Source organism: Micromonospora sp. DT81.3 (assembly GCF_049847225.1).
Classification (GTDB): Bacteria; Actinomycetota; Actinomycetes; order Actinomycetales; family Microbacteriaceae; genus Microbacterium.
Genome location: NZ_JBNCNY010000024.1, coordinates 1 through 14,293, shown reverse-complemented (window position 1 = coordinate 14,293; position 14,293 = coordinate 1). Strand labels below are relative to the sequence as shown.

12 protein-coding genes are annotated in these 14,293 nt (G+C 65.4%); 2 read left to right on the top strand and 10 right to left on the bottom strand.

The features are described 5' to 3' along the window. Positions 1–272: 272 nt before the first annotated feature. The 8 genes from ACPW96_RS22840 to ACPW96_RS22805 all read right to left on the bottom strand — a co-directional run bounded on the left by ACPW96_RS22840 (position 273) and on the right by ACPW96_RS22805 (position 10,055). Entirely contained in the window at positions 273–878 is a 606-nt protein-coding gene (locus ACPW96_RS22840; protein WP_425885996.1) for a hypothetical protein, read from the bottom strand. A gap of 80 nt (positions 879–958) precedes the next feature. Continuing rightward, the gene (locus tag ACPW96_RS22835; RefSeq protein ID WP_425885994.1) at positions 959–1,162 is read right to left on the bottom strand and encodes a hypothetical protein; all 204 of its coding nucleotides are present in this window, start codon (positions 1,160–1,162) and stop codon (positions 959–961) included. Further along, complete coding sequence (locus tag ACPW96_RS22830; RefSeq protein WP_425885992.1) at positions 1,159–1,773, bottom strand: hypothetical protein; 615 nt, start codon at positions 1,771–1,773, stop codon at positions 1,159–1,161. The genes ACPW96_RS22835 and ACPW96_RS22830 overlap by 4 nt, the downstream gene beginning before the upstream one ends. Before the next feature lie 213 nt (positions 1,774–1,986). Beyond that, on the bottom strand, positions 1,987–2,322 hold the full coding sequence (locus ACPW96_RS22825; protein WP_425885990.1) for a hypothetical protein: 336 nt from the start codon (positions 2,320–2,322) through the stop codon (positions 1,987–1,989). A 118-nt stretch (positions 2,323–2,440) separates the two neighbouring features. Further along, entirely contained in the window at positions 2,441–3,007 is a 567-nt protein-coding gene (locus tag ACPW96_RS22820; protein WP_425885989.1) for a hypothetical protein, read from the bottom strand. Beyond that, complete coding sequence (locus ACPW96_RS22815) at positions 3,007–8,073, bottom strand: CHC2 zinc finger domain-containing protein (RefSeq protein ID WP_425885987.1); 5,067 nt, start codon at positions 8,071–8,073, stop codon at positions 3,007–3,009. The genes ACPW96_RS22820 and ACPW96_RS22815 overlap by 1 nt, the downstream gene beginning before the upstream one ends. 215 nt (positions 8,074–8,288) lie before the next feature. Then, entirely contained in the window at positions 8,289–8,504 is a 216-nt protein-coding gene (locus ACPW96_RS22810) for a hypothetical protein (protein WP_425885986.1), read from the bottom strand. 492 nt (positions 8,505–8,996) lie between these two features. Then, positions 8,997–10,055: a hypothetical protein gene (locus tag ACPW96_RS22805; RefSeq protein WP_425885984.1), complete on the bottom strand. Its 1,059-nt coding sequence runs from the start codon at positions 10,053–10,055 to the stop codon at positions 8,997–8,999. Between the two features lie 178 nt (positions 10,056–10,233). On the opposite strand from ACPW96_RS22805, the gene ACPW96_RS22800 reads away from it, so the two are divergent. Further along, complete coding sequence (locus ACPW96_RS22800; protein WP_425885982.1) at positions 10,234–10,461, top strand: hypothetical protein; 228 nt, start codon at positions 10,234–10,236, stop codon at positions 10,459–10,461. 80 nt (positions 10,462–10,541) lie between these two features. Here the strand turns inward: ACPW96_RS22800 and ACPW96_RS22795 are convergent, their stop codons facing one another. After that, the gene (locus ACPW96_RS22795) at positions 10,542–11,261 is read right to left on the bottom strand and encodes a TetR/AcrR family transcriptional regulator C-terminal domain-containing protein (RefSeq protein WP_425885980.1); all 720 of its coding nucleotides are present in this window, start codon (positions 11,259–11,261) and stop codon (positions 10,542–10,544) included. Positions 11,262–11,324: 63 nt separating this feature from the next. Between ACPW96_RS22795 and ACPW96_RS22790 the strand changes: the two genes are divergently transcribed. Continuing rightward, positions 11,325–12,026, top strand: a complete 702-nt coding sequence (locus ACPW96_RS22790) for a DUF4386 domain-containing protein (protein WP_425885979.1) — start codon at positions 11,325–11,327, stop codon at positions 12,024–12,026. 639 nt (positions 12,027–12,665) lie between these two features. Here ACPW96_RS22790 and ACPW96_RS22785 read toward each other — a convergent pair. Continuing rightward, positions 12,666–13,916, bottom strand: a complete 1,251-nt coding sequence (locus tag ACPW96_RS22785) for an IS256 family transposase (protein ID WP_425885978.1) — start codon at positions 13,914–13,916, stop codon at positions 12,666–12,668. Between the last annotated feature and the right edge of the window lie 377 nt (positions 13,917–14,293).

The window sequence follows — 14,293 nt, the reverse complement described above, 5'->3', positions numbered from 1 at the left end:
GTGCGCGTAGTTGTGTATACGAGACAAGGCAAGCGGCTGCGCCGCAGCCATGGGCGGGCCGGTGAACCGGCCGCTGGGTATGTGTCAGGCACCGAGGTCACCGTCGGTCTTATGCCCGTCGTGGCAGCGCTGCGCGCTGCTCGAGGGCGCAGCGATCTCGGGATCCCGCCGACCCCGCGGCCGCGCTCTCCTGTCAGCCAGGCTCGCCGGCGGTCTCGAATGCTGAGCGCGCTCAGGTGATGCTCGTGCTGCTCGCGGCCGGTGGACACAGCTCACCGATCTCTGTGCGCGCGGCCTGCCGTCCTGTGGTGGAGTACTGCAGCGTTGATTCGCTCGAGGGCGCGGTCGACGGGTGTCCACGGCCGCACGAGCTCATCGACGGCATCCTGGGTAAAGCCGGCACGCTCCATCTGCCAGGTGACGCAGAGGCGACCATCCTCGAGGTACATGGATCGGCCGTCATCCCAGCTCGAGTAGCGGCCGATCGCTCGGGTGGCATCCCGCTCTCGCATGCGGACATCGTTCTCGACGATCTCGACAATTACTCCCGCGGGTGCGCACCAGGAGACGTGGTGTCCTGCGAAGTCGGGATCCTCTTCAACGGGCCCTCTGGGATGAACACGGTAAAGCGTGCCCCGGCCGGCGGGGGTTCCGGATGGTGTCGTGATCTCCGTCTGGAAGGCGTAGGCGCGGGCGAAGTCCTGGCTGGTTGAGAAGTAGACGCGATCGTTGCGCGAGACGAGCCCGAGCTCTGGGCGATCTCGCGGTGTGTGCGCGATCGGGAGGCCGGCTGCGGCCGCATCGCGGGGGCTGAGTAGCGGGGATCCAACCGTGAGCCCGGGGGCACCGCCGTGCCAGTACTCCGGGACAGCTGTCACTTATTCTCCTGTGGTGGTTTGGAGAAGAGCGTCGTCATCCGGGCTGCCGGCTCACTGTATCCGGTGGCTGTTGGGGTTGCTCAAAGCTCGGGATCGTCGGTGAGCCCACCCGTGAGGGTCTCAAAGTGGAGCTGCTCGAATCGGCCGGCGACGGCGAAGTGTTGCGCGGCACGGGAGGCAAGTGCTGCCTTTTCGGTGATGTCGTCAGTGGTGACGGCTTTGCCGAGGAGGGTGTCGCCAGCGGAGCGTTCCTTGAGTGCTTCGTCGCGGTAGTTGAGCGTCATGGGGTGTCCTTCGCTGTAGCGGTGGTCTTGCGAACAGTGGTGCGTGCTCGCTTCCGATAGGAGCTCAGAGGCTTGTGGGGAGCATCGGCCAGCCAAGCCTTGCCGGCGCCGCTGGCGAGTTTGGTGTTGCGCAGCTGCACGCGGTAAGCGTAGACGTCCTCGAGCAGCTCGCTGCGGGCGATGGTCGCGGCGAACATGTTCGGGAACGTGGCGATGGCGACGATTTCGCCGCCGGCGCGCAGTCGTCGGTCCGCGTCGCGGTCGCGGTCGGTGCGGGCTATCCGCATGGTGTGCACCGGCATGTCGTTGATCTTGATCACGGCGAGATCGTGCTTCTCGAGCCAGCCCTTGTACCCCCAGAGCGCCGTCGCGTTGGCTGGTTCGGCTGCGATCTTCGCGACTGCGTTGCGGGCATTCACGAGATCCTTCTGCTCCTGGTCGAAGGCGCCCTGGGGCGGCCGCACCAGAGCGATGAGCTGGCTCCGCCGGCTGGCGGGGACGCCGTCGCGGATCCATCGCCGGATAGTTCCCTCTGAGACTCCGAACTGCTCGGCTGCCGTGCCGGCGTTGACGTGACCAAGGCGATTGAAGCTGGCAAGTGCTGCAGCCATAACGAGGCCGAGTTTTCGTGAGCCCCAGATTTGCTCGAGCGCGTCGAGATTCGCCCGCTCCGGTGTGAACCAGAGAGGAGCGTCCCCTGTGGTTTCCGTCGCGGTTGAAGACATTGGACTAACTCGCAATAGTGAATCTGACATTCACAGGATATGTGCGCCCGATCGTGGAGTCAAAGACCGACGTGAAGGTGAGGCTCTGCGATGTCGCGATCAGCCCTTTGTCGCGGCGCGCTTGGCCTGTGCGTTCGCCCGAGCGTTGGCGGAAATCTCCGAGCGGTCCTTCGCCGGCTTAGAGGCTGGCGCTGTGTCGGGACGGTTGGCGTTCAGACGCGCAGGAGTCTTGCTCTCGGCTATGCGGCGCTCGATGAACGCATCGGCTTCGGAGCGCAGGAACAGCGGCGATCGCGAGGTCTCGGGTGCGACGTTCTCAGGGAAGCCGGCCTTCTTCTGGGCGGTACCGGTCGCGTAGACGCGGACGGTCTGCGGGGTCACATTGAGCTTTTCTGCGATGTAGGCGTATCCGACGAGCTCGGGGGCATTTGCCATGGTGGGTACGTCCTTTCTCTCGACGATTCGGGATCACGCCGGATAACAGCGTGACATTCACTGAGGTCATGGTATCCATCGGGGCGGGCATCCGATATGAGAACCCGCCGACCTGGCGTCAGAGCCAGTCGACGCCCTTGATGCCGTGGAACTGCCAGCCGTCGACGTAGCGGGTGTCGTAGAGGCCAGCGAGATAGTCGGTCGCGGCTGTGTCGCCGCCTTGGACCCAGGCGTCGTAGAGACGCTGCTGCTCGTCGGGTGACATCTCGAAGTTGCTGTACCGGTCGGTGACGTAATCCTTGTCGAGAGGGTCGCTGCTGGGCCCCTGCAGCGCCTGTACCCGGATGGTGCGGATCTTGTTCGGCAGCTGGGCGGTCATTCGCTTGGCGAGCTGTGCGCGGCCGCGCTTGGTCGTGACGGCCTGACGGACGCGCTTGGTGATCTCTTTGGTGATTTCAGTGCGCGGGGTCTGTGCGCCGCGGGACCACCGCTGGACGGTGCGCTGTGAGACGCCGAGCTTCTCCGCAGCGAGTTTCGTAGCGATCGGGAAGCGGTCGCTCGGCCCCGGGAAGAGGAATCTGAGCATGGATCGGGTATCACGAGAGACGTCGGGGAGCTTCTGGCCGGTGAGGCCCTCGAACATCGCCGCGGTCTGGCGGGCAGCTTGCGCCTTGTTCAGTGCCATCAGATGAGCTCATTCAGGTGCGGTTTGCCTTTGTACGGTCCCTTGCCGGTGAGGAACTCGAGGTGGTGCGTGGTCGTGTCCGAGCCTTCGTACTTGTACTGGCCAAGGCCGCGACCGAAGTACTTGTCCTCGCCGGGCCAGGCGGCCGCGCCGTCTGCGACGTCGGTGACGTAGACGATGGTGTCCTTCTCGATCGCGACAGGCCACAGCCCGGTGCGGTTGGCGTTGGCGATGACTCGCCGGATGATGTTGGCGCGCGATTTCGCAACGATCATGTCGTGGCGATGGGGCGCCCACACGGCGAGGGTGTCGTGGTCCCCGCGGAAGTCCAGCATCCCGATTGCGGCGACGTAGCTGCGCTTGAGGAGGTCACGGGCGAGCTGGTCGTCGACGTCGTCGGTGTCGAGCTGGGAGCGGGCATCGCGCATGCGCTGGTACCAGGAGTCGAAGACGCGCCCCTTCTCGTGCCAGAGGTAGGCCTCGTGTATCTCGAGCTCGATGCCGAGCTCATCCGCGATCTCCATCGTTGGGGTGGTGACCCAGATCTTCGCGCCGATGAGTCCTTCGCCGGTGCGGCCCTGCAATCCGAAGAGATCGGGCATCAACCAACTGCCGAGCTCGGGGACGGTGATCGACCAGTAGCCGGGAAGACGGTTCTGTCGGGTGAACTGCAGCGGTCCGTCGTGGTGGGTGGGCTCACCGATACCGACCTCGACGCTGGTGGCGGCGAGGTAGGAGCCGCCGCGGTCGAAGCCGTGAACCCAACGCTTGGACTGCTCTTCGTCGGTGAGGGCGCGCTGCCAGTTGAAGTCGCCTTCGGAGATCGTGGTCTCTTTGACCGCCGCCGGCTTGTCGATGGGGCGGAAGACCTGCTCCTGGCGATCGCGGACCACGAGGGAGGTCATGAGCTTGATGCCGGTTGTGCCGGCGCTGCTGCGGTACGGGAACTTCAGCGCCATAGTGAACTTTCCCAGGCGGCGTGCGATCGTGGCTGAGTCCGGATCTCCGTGGAGGATCGTGCTGATGAAGGCGTCTCCCTGCGCGGGGATGAGCGCGACGTGCACTCCGGCAGCACGGTCGTCTTCACGCCAGACATCGATGCTCGGGCGCATCGCCCCGTCGCCGGTCATGGAGTAGCCTTCCGCTGCCGCCAGGCTGAGGAACGGGGCGTCCTTAGTGGCGTCACGGAGCATGGTGGCGTAGTCGGAGTCGGTGGGCGGCACCAGATCGTCGATCGCCAGGCCCATCGAGAGTGCGGCTGCCTTGGTGAGGTAGATCTGTCCGCGCTCGGTCTTGCGGAGCTTGTTCGCCCCGGCGTTGATGTGCGTGCCGAGCTGGATGTCCGCGGCCAGACGAGCCAGCTGGCCGACGTGCTCGATTCGGCCTCTTATGCGGATGAGATCTCCGTTCGAGAGCCACAGACCTTCCTCGTCGAGAACACCTAGCGGGGCGCGGAACTGGCCGACCGGGACCGGCGAGGGCGCAGGGGCGGCCGGCTGCTTCGGGGACGACCCGTCGTCCTGCGCTGCCGGCGGGGTAGCTGCTTCGTCGACCGATGGGAGAAGTGCGTCATTACCGGCTGTCGGGTCTGGAAGCTGGTCGAGCTGTTCCAGGGTGTCGACGGGCGGCTCATCGCGGGTGCCTTCCGGCGCCGCGGGCTCAGGGGCGTCGCTGTCGAGGTACGGCGGCAGGAAGTCGCCGGCCGGGCCGAACCCATCGTCGTCCGGAGTCGGAGTCGTTCCGTCATCGTTGGAGCCCATGAGCGCCGCGAGGGGCACATCCCAAACCCGGGACTGTGAACCTCGACCGAGTCGACGGTTCACGCTGCGCTTGCCGTCCGAGTCCGCAATGAGCCACCCGTGCGACTTGAGCGAGGAGGAGATGGAGACCTTAGTCTCGGAGAAGGCCTCGTCGGCGCGCTGCGACATATTGTTCGCGACGCTGATCGCCGTGCTGGGGAACAGGTAGACCCGGTCGCCGTTGATCACACCGAGGCGCTGTCCGTTCGCGCGCCACTGCCGGTTCATGCCGTTCGACTGCTCCGTCCAGCCCACCGAGCCCGGTTCCAAGGGGACCGCGTTGTCCATGGCGGAGAGGTGCACGTTCCCGTTAGCGATCGCCTCGCGCAGGTACTCCATGAGCTGCTCGGCCGGATCCGAGGCCGACGAGTCCTGCATGCTGATCGCCTCTGCGATGCCGTCACGGGCCCAGGCGTAGAACGCGCGGCACTCATCGACGGAGATCACCTCGAGGTCTCTCAGCATCATGAGCATGACGGCGATGCCGCGGTCCAGGACGACGGCGGACTGCACCAGACGGTCGTGGAGACCGGCGTGCGTCGACGCCGCGGGGATCTTGGTGCGCCAGAACTTGTGCGTGGACAGCCGGTGGTCGACGTCCTCTTCCGCTTCGGTGAAGTCTTCGATGAGCTGGTCGCGTCGGCCGGCGATCCACTGGACGAGCGTGGCGCCGATCAGCGCACGGGCACGCCTGTTGTGGCGGGACTCGAGGCGGCCGAAGATCTCGCCGCCATTCTGGACTGTTGCGGGGTCGAGGGGCAGGTTGACGATGCGGGAGTCGGCGGATCCCTGCGCCGACAGCTCACCGGAGGTGATGATGCTGGCGAGGATCGGCCGGTCTGAGTCGGTGCCACCGCGCTGCTTCGCTCGGATGCGACCGATTCCGTTGAAGACAGTGCGGCCGAGGGCGCTGATCCGGCGGATGGCTCCCTTCGCATCTCCGTCTGGAGCGAAGTCGTCGACGATGACGGGGACGAAGCAGATTGAGCTCAGTGTCCGCTGCAGGCCGATCGTCGTCGCACCACCCGATGCCCCCGAGATGAGGCCCTTGGTCATGTGGGTGAGATTCTGGGCGAAGTACTGCACGGCGAGGCGGCTGTGGGAGCTCTTGTAGCTCGCGAACCCGCCGACGAGGTGCAGGATCATCGGGCCGGGCAGCACCGGGGCCGTCCATGCGTGTCCGAGGAGTGGGGCGACGACTCGAGCGGGCAGCTCGGAGTCGCGCAGCGCGAGCGTCCCGTCCTCCCATGCCTGACGAAGCTCGTCGCGGTCGGTGGTCGGAGCGGGCATGGCGTAGATCGAAGATGTCTTGTCGACGTCGACCTCGACGCCGATGGTGCCGCCCTTCGCGATCGCGCCGGTCGCGTGGATGAAGTACGGCCCGGTGTCAGCGGTGCGCCATCCGATGGTGGTGTGGACGACGCTGTTGGTGCTCGGCGGGGTGACGGCCTTGAGGATTGCGTCCCAGGCCGAGTCGCGGCCGCGACGGCTGTTTGACTCGAGGAACCCTGGCCAGGGCAGGGCCTGTGCCCAGGAGCCATCCCGGACCTGATCCTCCGAGTACTTCAACACCATGGACTCGACGATCGGCTTTCCCGTCTCCTTGTCCGTGAGCGGGTACCCGCGGATGTTGCGCGGGTGGCGGTGGAATCGGATCGTGTAGAGGTGTGGTGCCCGGGCGATCTCGCTGTCGGCGCCGTCGTCTTCGACCGCGAGAGCGAGCACCTCTGCCCACCCGTTCATCACCCGGGTGTACTTCGGCTCGAAGCCGCCGTTGCCGTCCGGGGTGTACTTCACCAGCACTGTCTGCCCGTCGACGACTTGATAGTCGGTGCCCTGGATGAACGGACGCTTCTCCGGCCCGCCGGCGGCGTCGGGGTCGTTGAAGAACACTCCGCCCCCCCCGCCACCGGTGCCGACCCGGGGGGTGGGCGCGTCGACGACGAACTCTTCTGATGGCGCTTGCTCTGATCCGATCGGGGTCAGTGCTGCCAGGGCGGAGGCGATCGCGGTGGGCACGGCGAGGCCGGCCACGACATACGTGTCGCGCGCCAGCTGCGCGCCCTCGAGGAGAAGTGCTCGATACTCGTCTGCCGACGCCTTGCCGCGGGGGCCGAGGTGATCCGACGACGGCACGGTCGCTGCGACTGAATTGAGCTTGTCAAAACGATTGAGAGATTCTCGAGCCCACGCCTCGGCGTGCCGCTCGGAAGTGCCGCGGTCTTGGTGCTTCTCCTCGAGCTGCGCGATCGCTTCCCTGAGGCACACGGCAACGCCAGTTCGGCCGTGAACGAGCTTTTCTGCCTCGTCGACGGCGACCATGACGTGAGCATCGTCAACCGAGATCTCGATCAGGGTGTCGGGTGTCCCGCCGGCGTCGAGGTGGTCGGTGAAGTCGCTCTTGCGGTCGGCGACGTTCGGTAGGAGCACGCGGGCGGAGATCCCCAGCTCGACCAGCTGCGCGCCGATGCCGGCAGCGCGCCTGGCACCGGCCCCGTCGTTGTCGACCACGAGGTTGACGCGGGAACCGCGGAACTGTTCGAGGAGCTCCTGCGGGAACGCTGTCGCGCCGCCGGCGTTGGTGGTGCCCACGAGTCCTTGGGCGATCGCGCTGTCAGCGTCCTTCTCCCCCTCGAGCAGCCACACCTCGCCGCCGCTCTGGACCGATTCCCGCACGGCGTGGAGATTGTAGAGCAGCGGCGTGTAGTCGGCCGGCTTCCTCTTGACCGGCCGACCAGTCGAGCCTCGGTAGCTCTGTGTGAAGCGCTTGTGTCGCTTCCCATCGACGGTGGCTTCTTCGCGGTGTACGCGCTGCTGGACTACGCCGTCGTCGTCGATGTACTCGTAGACCTTCGTCTGCACCCACGTTGCGTTCGTGAGGTCGGGAGCGGGGCTGAGCTCGTCGTGGGTGATCCGGGGTGGGAGCTTCGGCTGCCGCGGCCGCGGAGAGCGCGAGCTGGGCCGACGGTCAGCGGGCAGCGGTGCGTCGAACAGGTCATCATCGGTGAGCCCGAGCGACGTCGTCAGGTCGTGTACCCAAGAGCGCCGGTCGCCGACGTCGCCACAGCCGAAGCAGTAGAGCACGACCTTGCCGCCGGCGGCGTCGTACTTCACGCTCAGCGACGGCTGCGCGTCGGCATGGATGGGGCAAAGAGCCTTGAAGTTGTTCGCCCGCTTCTGCGGCTTGAATCCGCCCCTTTCAAGGGCTTCCCAGATCCGATCGAGAGACGTCGTAGACGGTGAGGGGCCGGTGTACTCGAGCGTCATCGCTGCTGCACACCCCCTCGAGGGAGCATGTCGAAGCGGACATCGGGCGCTACAACACGCGCAACATCAACGCTCGACATCCGCTTTACAGCGGCTACAATCATGGGCGTAACCAAGATTTCTTCCCGGGATTCCGTTACGAGGTCTCTTGCCGGAGACCAAGCCAAATTGCTTCCGACCCCCGCAGGTTTGCCGACCAGCGGGGGTCTTTGCTGTTATGCCGACTGAGGCATCTCGAGCATCTCGAGCTCCTGTTCGCTCTCCTGGATCGCGCGCTTGCGGGCGGCCTCTTCGAGCTCGTCCTTGACGTAGTCCGGGATCTCGAGCCCTGCCTGCTGAGAGACGGCAAGCGCCAGCCAGCTGCTGACGGGGATTCCGGACTTCCTTGCGATCTCCGCGATGATCGGATCGTAGGTATCGGGATAGCGCACAGTTCGGACTGACCGAGGACCGTAGGAACGACGCCCTGGCTTACGTGCTGCTGCTGCTGGCATGGAGCCGATCTAACCGGAACCTGAATCAGAATCACCGATTGACGCCGCGTGTTGCGCCCTTCTGCCTCGTCTCCCATGACAGGTATAGGCCGGGGGCACCGACATTTGCGGACAAAGACTCCCGAAAAAAGTTCCCGGCGGTCCTGTTACACCTTGGCCCTCGCGCGAGCGTCGCGGATGCGGGGTATCTCCCCTTCAAAAGGTGTATCAAGTGGTGCAATCAGCCGCGATGCCTGATCTGACGCGGATCGCGGCCACCACCTCTCAAAATGCCAGGTGGTGAGGCAACCTCGACTTCCGCGGAATGACGGGAAGTTTTTGCTACACCTTTCCTACGCTCAGAGGGTGCTGATTGCCCCATTCTGGTGCCGAAAGTCGTAACCACACACCTCAAGCAGCGACGTCTGAGGCCGGGCGCATGTCGCGGTGTCAGGCGAGGAGCTCGTTCTCGATGCGCCAGGCGCGCACGAGTGAACCGTTGAGCCTGATCGGGACAGTCCCGCCTTGCGCTGCGTCGGTCCTGATCAGATTCATGCGGGCGAGGGCGCGAGTCAGCGCGTTGGTTGTGAGCGTGGGCTGGTTGAGCTCGACGCGGATGAACTGCAGCAGCTCCCCAGGCCGAAGGTATGTGTGGGTGTCATCGACGCGGCCGATCACCCAGTCCTCGTCGCTGTGTGCCGAGCTCGCCAGGGTGCCGCCGTGAGCAAGTGTGTAACGCACCGCCGCCCTGACCGCCCAGATGATCTGGTCGTCTGGCTCAAGCCAGCGTGTACCCGGCAACGAGTGCCTCTCGAGGTGCAGTGCGTGCAGGATCTCGTCGGCGACGTAGAGAGCGGCGCCACGGCGCCGTTCGTGCTCTGGGTACGGATTGAGGGCCAAGTCGAACCCGAATCGCTCGTCGGTGTTGAGCTCGACTGCGGGGACGGTCTGGCTCAGGTAGCTGTGAAGGAGCCGGCGAGCAGCGGATGCCGGTTCTGCAGCGGCCGCACGAAGGTGCTCGCGGCTGCGCCGCCTTCGGAGGGTGACGTGGACCGCGCGCCCGGCGACGATCGGGTTGATCTCCTGGTCACCATTGACGACCAGGATGGTCGGGTCGTGCAGCCGAGTGTTGGCGGTGCCGTGGATCTCTCCCCCGAGCTGATCGAAGATCGAGCCAGTCGTGTTGGAAGTCGCGGGTCCGGCGTCGTCGACGATCAGCGGCGATCCCGTGCGAGCGGCGTTGCGGATGCCGTTGAGCGTCATGTGCGCGATCGCCGGCTGCTCGAGTTGACCGGCGAGCTCGGCCATCGCCTGAGCGAGGACGGTCCGGCCGCTTCCAGCCGGCCCGGTGATGAACACCGGGACGGGAAAGGGTGCACGATGCGCGAAGGTCAGCGCGCGGACCAGAGCCCCAGCTGCGTCGGGGAATGCTTCGTAGAGGGGCGCAATCCCGGCTGCCCACGCTCCACGCGCATGCGATGCGGGGATCGTTCCAGCGGTGGTGAGCATCGTGTCCCGGATTTTACTCCGCTGGCCAGGAGATGGCCGCCTGCCTGAAACGCACAGGTCGGGGACCTCGAGCCTCGATTGTCGGGTCCTCCCGAGTGATCCGCACACCCAGACCACCCGGCAGCTGGTGGACACCGTGTACCGCCAGCTCGGCCATCCTCACGGCAAGGTGCGATCCATGCCGCCAGCGGTTCTCCGCGCGATCGGTGTGTTCAACCCGACGATGCGCGAGATCGTCGAGATGCAGTACCAGTTCGAAGAGCCGTTCATCGTGGAAAGTTCCCCCATCACGCAACTGCTCGGACTCACAGCCACGCCTCTCTCGCGCGCCCTTGCCATCACGCGGGCAGCCTATGAACACACCGACCAAGCCGCAGCGACAAGCGGGTCACGGGATTGGCACTAACCGGACCCTTCTGCTGGAGTGCGCCTGCTCCTCAACCGGCACGGAAATCCGAGCTCAGCGGCGTGTCCGTTCAGGTCTCCTTACGCGCTGGGTCCGGCAGGGTGTCGTCCGAGCCACCCTTCGAGTCCGTCGAGGATGAGGTCGAGGCCGAGCGGGAATTCGTTGCCGTAGGAGTAGCCCGGTTGCAGCACGTGGTCCGCGGTCAGCTCGGCGAGGTAGGGGTATTCGTTGGCGGGGAGCTGGGCGAGCATGATGTGCGCCATCGCTGCCGTTTCCTCTTCCGTGTGAAACGGCAGACTCTTCTCCTGCATGGCGAAGCCGTAGATGTAGCTGTCCAGTGCCGAGAATGCATGGGCTGCCATGGCAACGGAGAATCCCGCGTTCCGGAGCGTGCCGATCACCCGGTCGTGATGCCTCAGTGTGGCGGGCCCCGGGTTGGTGCCGGAGTCCTTCAAGCCCGTGGCCCAGGGGTGCCGGGCGAGGGCGGCGCGGAACGACACCGATCGCTTGCGCATCGCGGTCTTCCAGTCGTCCAGGTGCGACGGCAACTCGATCTCGTCGAACACGGCGTCGACCATCGCGTTCATGAGGTCTTCCTTGTTCGCGACATGGGTGTACAGCGACATCGCTTCCACCCCGAGTTCTTCACCGAGCCTGCGCATCGTAAGCATCTCAATGCCGGCGTCATCGGCAAGCGCAATAGCGGTGCTCAGCACCTGGTCGCGATTCAAGCGGCGGCGTGCCGCCACACCGGTCTTGCTCGAGGCCCTCGCCATGATGTCTCCGTTCATCCGTGCCATTGACAACCTTACCACGTAGGCATACTGTGCTTACATCATAAGCATACAACGTAAGGAAACGACATGACTCCCACAGTACTCGACTCGGCTCAGCCCGACGTCTCGCAACACCCGCTCAACTTCACAACCTGGTCACCGCGCACCGCGGCGATCGTCGCCGGAATATCGCTCGCGGTGATGGCCGTGTTGGGCGGCTTCGGCAACTTCGGCGCGTTCGTGCCCCTGATCACTCCCGGGGACGCGGTGCAGACTGCCCACGACATCTCCGGCGCGCCGTACTTGCTCTTCGCGGGCATCATCAGCTTCTTCATCGTGGCCATCCTCGATGTCGTCGTAGCGGGAGCGCTGTACACACTGTTCAAGCCCGTGAGCCGTCGGATCTCGGCAGCAGCCGCCTGGACAAGGACCGTGTACGCAGTGCTGTTGGTGATTGCCACCAGCCAGCTGGTGATCGGGTTCTCGCTGCTCGGCGATCCCGAGGCCGCACTACCCGTGCTGGAGTCGTTCAACAAAATCTGGGTTATCAGCCTGGGCCTCTTCGGTATTTCGCTGCTGCTCGTCGGGTACCTCGCCTTCCGGTCTGGTTTCGTCCCGAAGGTCTTCGGCATCCTGCTCGCCATCGCCGGCATCGGATACCTGGCGGATGCCGGCGGCATGATCTTCATCCCCGACTTCAGCGCCCTTTTCGCTCAGTTGATGTTCGTCGGCGAAGTCGCGATCATCTTCTGGCTGCTCATCAAGGGCCGCCGTCTCCCCGCCAACTGAACAGCCGATGACAAGGGCAGACCGATGACCAATCCCGTACTCACCACCCCCACCGTCCACGCCCACGACACCAGGCGGGCTTTCGTGTCCGCCACTATGGCGGACCCGACATGGTCCCGGTCGAGGAGGCGGCCAAGCCCGCGCCTCAACCAGGCGACCTGCTGATCCGAAACCACGCCTCGGTGGTCACCGCCGCAATCTGCTCCGCACGCGCCGGCAAGGGGCTCGCGACCCGGCTGCTTCGGCCTCACACACCCCAAGTGGCCCATTCTCGGCACCAACTTCTCCGGTGTGGTGGAGGCAGTCAGGGCATTCGTCACTGCGGCGAACGAAACCGACGCCGCACGCGTCGCCCTCACCGACGCCCAGAGCCAGCACGCAAAAGCGTGGACTGACGCTCTCGCCACCGGCTGGTCCGAGAAAGAACTCAAGCAGGCGGGCGTACCCAAACCCGACCAGCCACGCGGCCGCTCCGTCCGCACACGAACGCCGGCCTCACGCCCCTCGAATTCAGAATCCGGGGAACAAGACCCCCGATGAGCGGAACAGCACATCTATTGAAGGCTCCCCCTCCCCCCCCGATGCAAGGTCAAGTCCTTTGAGGTGGTGTACGGATCGGTCTTGTGATTCTTCGTCGGTTTACGCGGTGAGGGCGCGGTAGTCGGGTTCGGGAACCTCCTCTGGTTGGATTGCGGGCTCGCCGACGCGGCGTGCTCGGGCGAGGGCGTCGAGGCCGAGGTACCGGCGCTGCTCGGCCCATTCGTCGTGCTGCTCGGCGAGGACGGCGCCGACGAGCCGGATGATGGCGTCGCGGTTGGGGAAGATGCCGACCACGTCGGTGCGGCGGCGGATCTCCCGGTTCAGGCGTTCGGTGGGGTTGTTGGACCAGATCTGCTTCCAGATCTCCTTCGGGAACACGGTGAACGCGAGGATCTCCTCCCGCGCCGCCTCGAGATGCTCGAAGCTCTTCGGGAGCTTGTGCTCAAGCGCAGTCAACACCCGGTCGAACTGGGCGTGCACCGCGTCTGCATCGGGCTGGTCGAACACGGTCTGAAGCAGCGTCTTCACCCACGGCCAGGAGCTCTTCGGCGTCGCGGACATCAGATTCGCGGCGTAATGGGTTCTGCATCGCTGCCACCCCGCCCCAGGCAGCGTCGCCCCGGCCGCGGCGACCAGCCCCTGGTGCGCGTCACTGGTGACGAGCTTCACCCCGTTCAGGCCGCGGGCAACGAGATCGCGGAAGAACGTCAACCAACCAGCGCCGTCCTCGGTGGAACTGGTCTGCAGGCCGAGGATCTCCCGGTAACCCTCCGCGTTCACGCCCGTGGCAAGCAGCACCGCGACCTTGATCACCCGGCCGCCCTCCCGAACCTTCATGGTGAGCGCGTCCGCGGCGACGAACGAGTACGGGCCGGCGTCCAGCGGGCGGGTGCGGAACTGCTCAACCTGCTCGTCGAGGTCCTTCGCCATCTCCGACACCTGCGACTTGCTCAGTCCGGTGATCCCGAGGGACTGCACGAGATCGTTCATCCGCCTCGTGGAGACGCCGAGGAGGTAGCTGGTCGCGACCACCGTGGTGAGCGCGGCTTCGGCCCGGCGGCGCCGCTCCAGCAGCCACTCCGGGAAATACGAACCTTGCCGCAGCTTCGGGATCGCAACATCGACCGTCCCGGTGCGGGTGTCGAAGTCGCGGTGCCGATACCCGTTGCGACGGTTCGTGCGATCGGGGCTGGCCATGCCGTAGGAGGCGCCGCAGACCTGGTCGGCGTCCGCGGAGAGCAGCGTGTTGACGAACGTGGACAGCATCTGCCGCAGCAGATCCGGAGACGCTTGAGCAAGGTGCTCTTCGAGGAAGCGGGCAGGGTCGATATCGTGGGGTGCGACGGTCATCGTCGGGGTCCTTTCGAGATGGATGTGAAGAGTTCTCTCGAAGAATCACGCGGTGACCGTCGCTACGTCCGCAGCGACACGGTCACCGTTCTCGTACACCACCTTGCCGGACGCAACCCGATGCAACGGATTGTCACACAGCAGAGACCCCCATCAAGGGCGCTTCGCGTCGCTATGCGATGCGGCTACGGCGCCCCCTTGACAGGGTTCTCTCCTGTGCATTTTGTCGACGGCGCTCGAATTCTGAACAGTTTCGGCGCCTTGGTTTCCAGCGGTCATCGCAACGAGGGGCGATTCTCGGACTGTAGCAGCCGTCCGAAGAGCTCCGCTGGGGTGCGGTCCCCGAGGGTGAGATGTGGCCGACGATTGAGCTCGTC

Bases quoted from the DNA above. Each gene is read 5' to 3' on its own strand.
- ACPW96_RS22820 (WP_425885989.1), bottom strand. From the start codon at position 3,007: ATGGCACTGAACAAGGCGCAAGCTGCCCGCCAGACCGCGGCGATGTTC.
- ACPW96_RS22805 (WP_425885984.1), bottom strand. From the start codon at position 10,055: ATGCTCACCACCGCTGGAACGATCCCCGCATCGCATGCGCGTGGAGCG.
- ACPW96_RS22790 (WP_425885979.1), top strand. From the start codon at position 11,325: ATGACTCCCACAGTACTCGACTCGGCTCAGCCCGACGTCTCGCAACAC.
- ACPW96_RS22800 (WP_425885982.1), top strand. From the start codon at position 10,234: ATGCCGCCAGCGGTTCTCCGCGCGATCGGTGTGTTCAACCCGACGATG.
- ACPW96_RS22795 (WP_425885980.1), bottom strand. From the start codon at position 11,261: ATGGCACGGATGAACGGAGACATCATGGCGAGGGCCTCGAGCAAGACC.
- ACPW96_RS22830 (WP_425885992.1), bottom strand. From the start codon at position 1,773: ATGGCTGCAGCACTTGCCAGCTTCAATCGCCTTGGTCACGTCAACGCC.
- ACPW96_RS22785 (WP_425885978.1), bottom strand. From the start codon at position 13,916: ATGACCGTCGCACCCCACGATATCGACCCTGCCCGCTTCCTCGAAGAG.
- ACPW96_RS22815 (WP_425885987.1), bottom strand. From the start codon at position 8,073: ATGACGCTCGAGTACACCGGCCCCTCACCGTCTACGACGTCTCTCGAT.
- ACPW96_RS22825 (WP_425885990.1), bottom strand. From the start codon at position 2,322: ATGGCAAATGCCCCCGAGCTCGTCGGATACGCCTACATCGCAGAAAAG.
- ACPW96_RS22835 (WP_425885994.1), bottom strand. From the start codon at position 1,162: ATGACGCTCAACTACCGCGACGAAGCACTCAAGGAACGCTCCGCTGGC.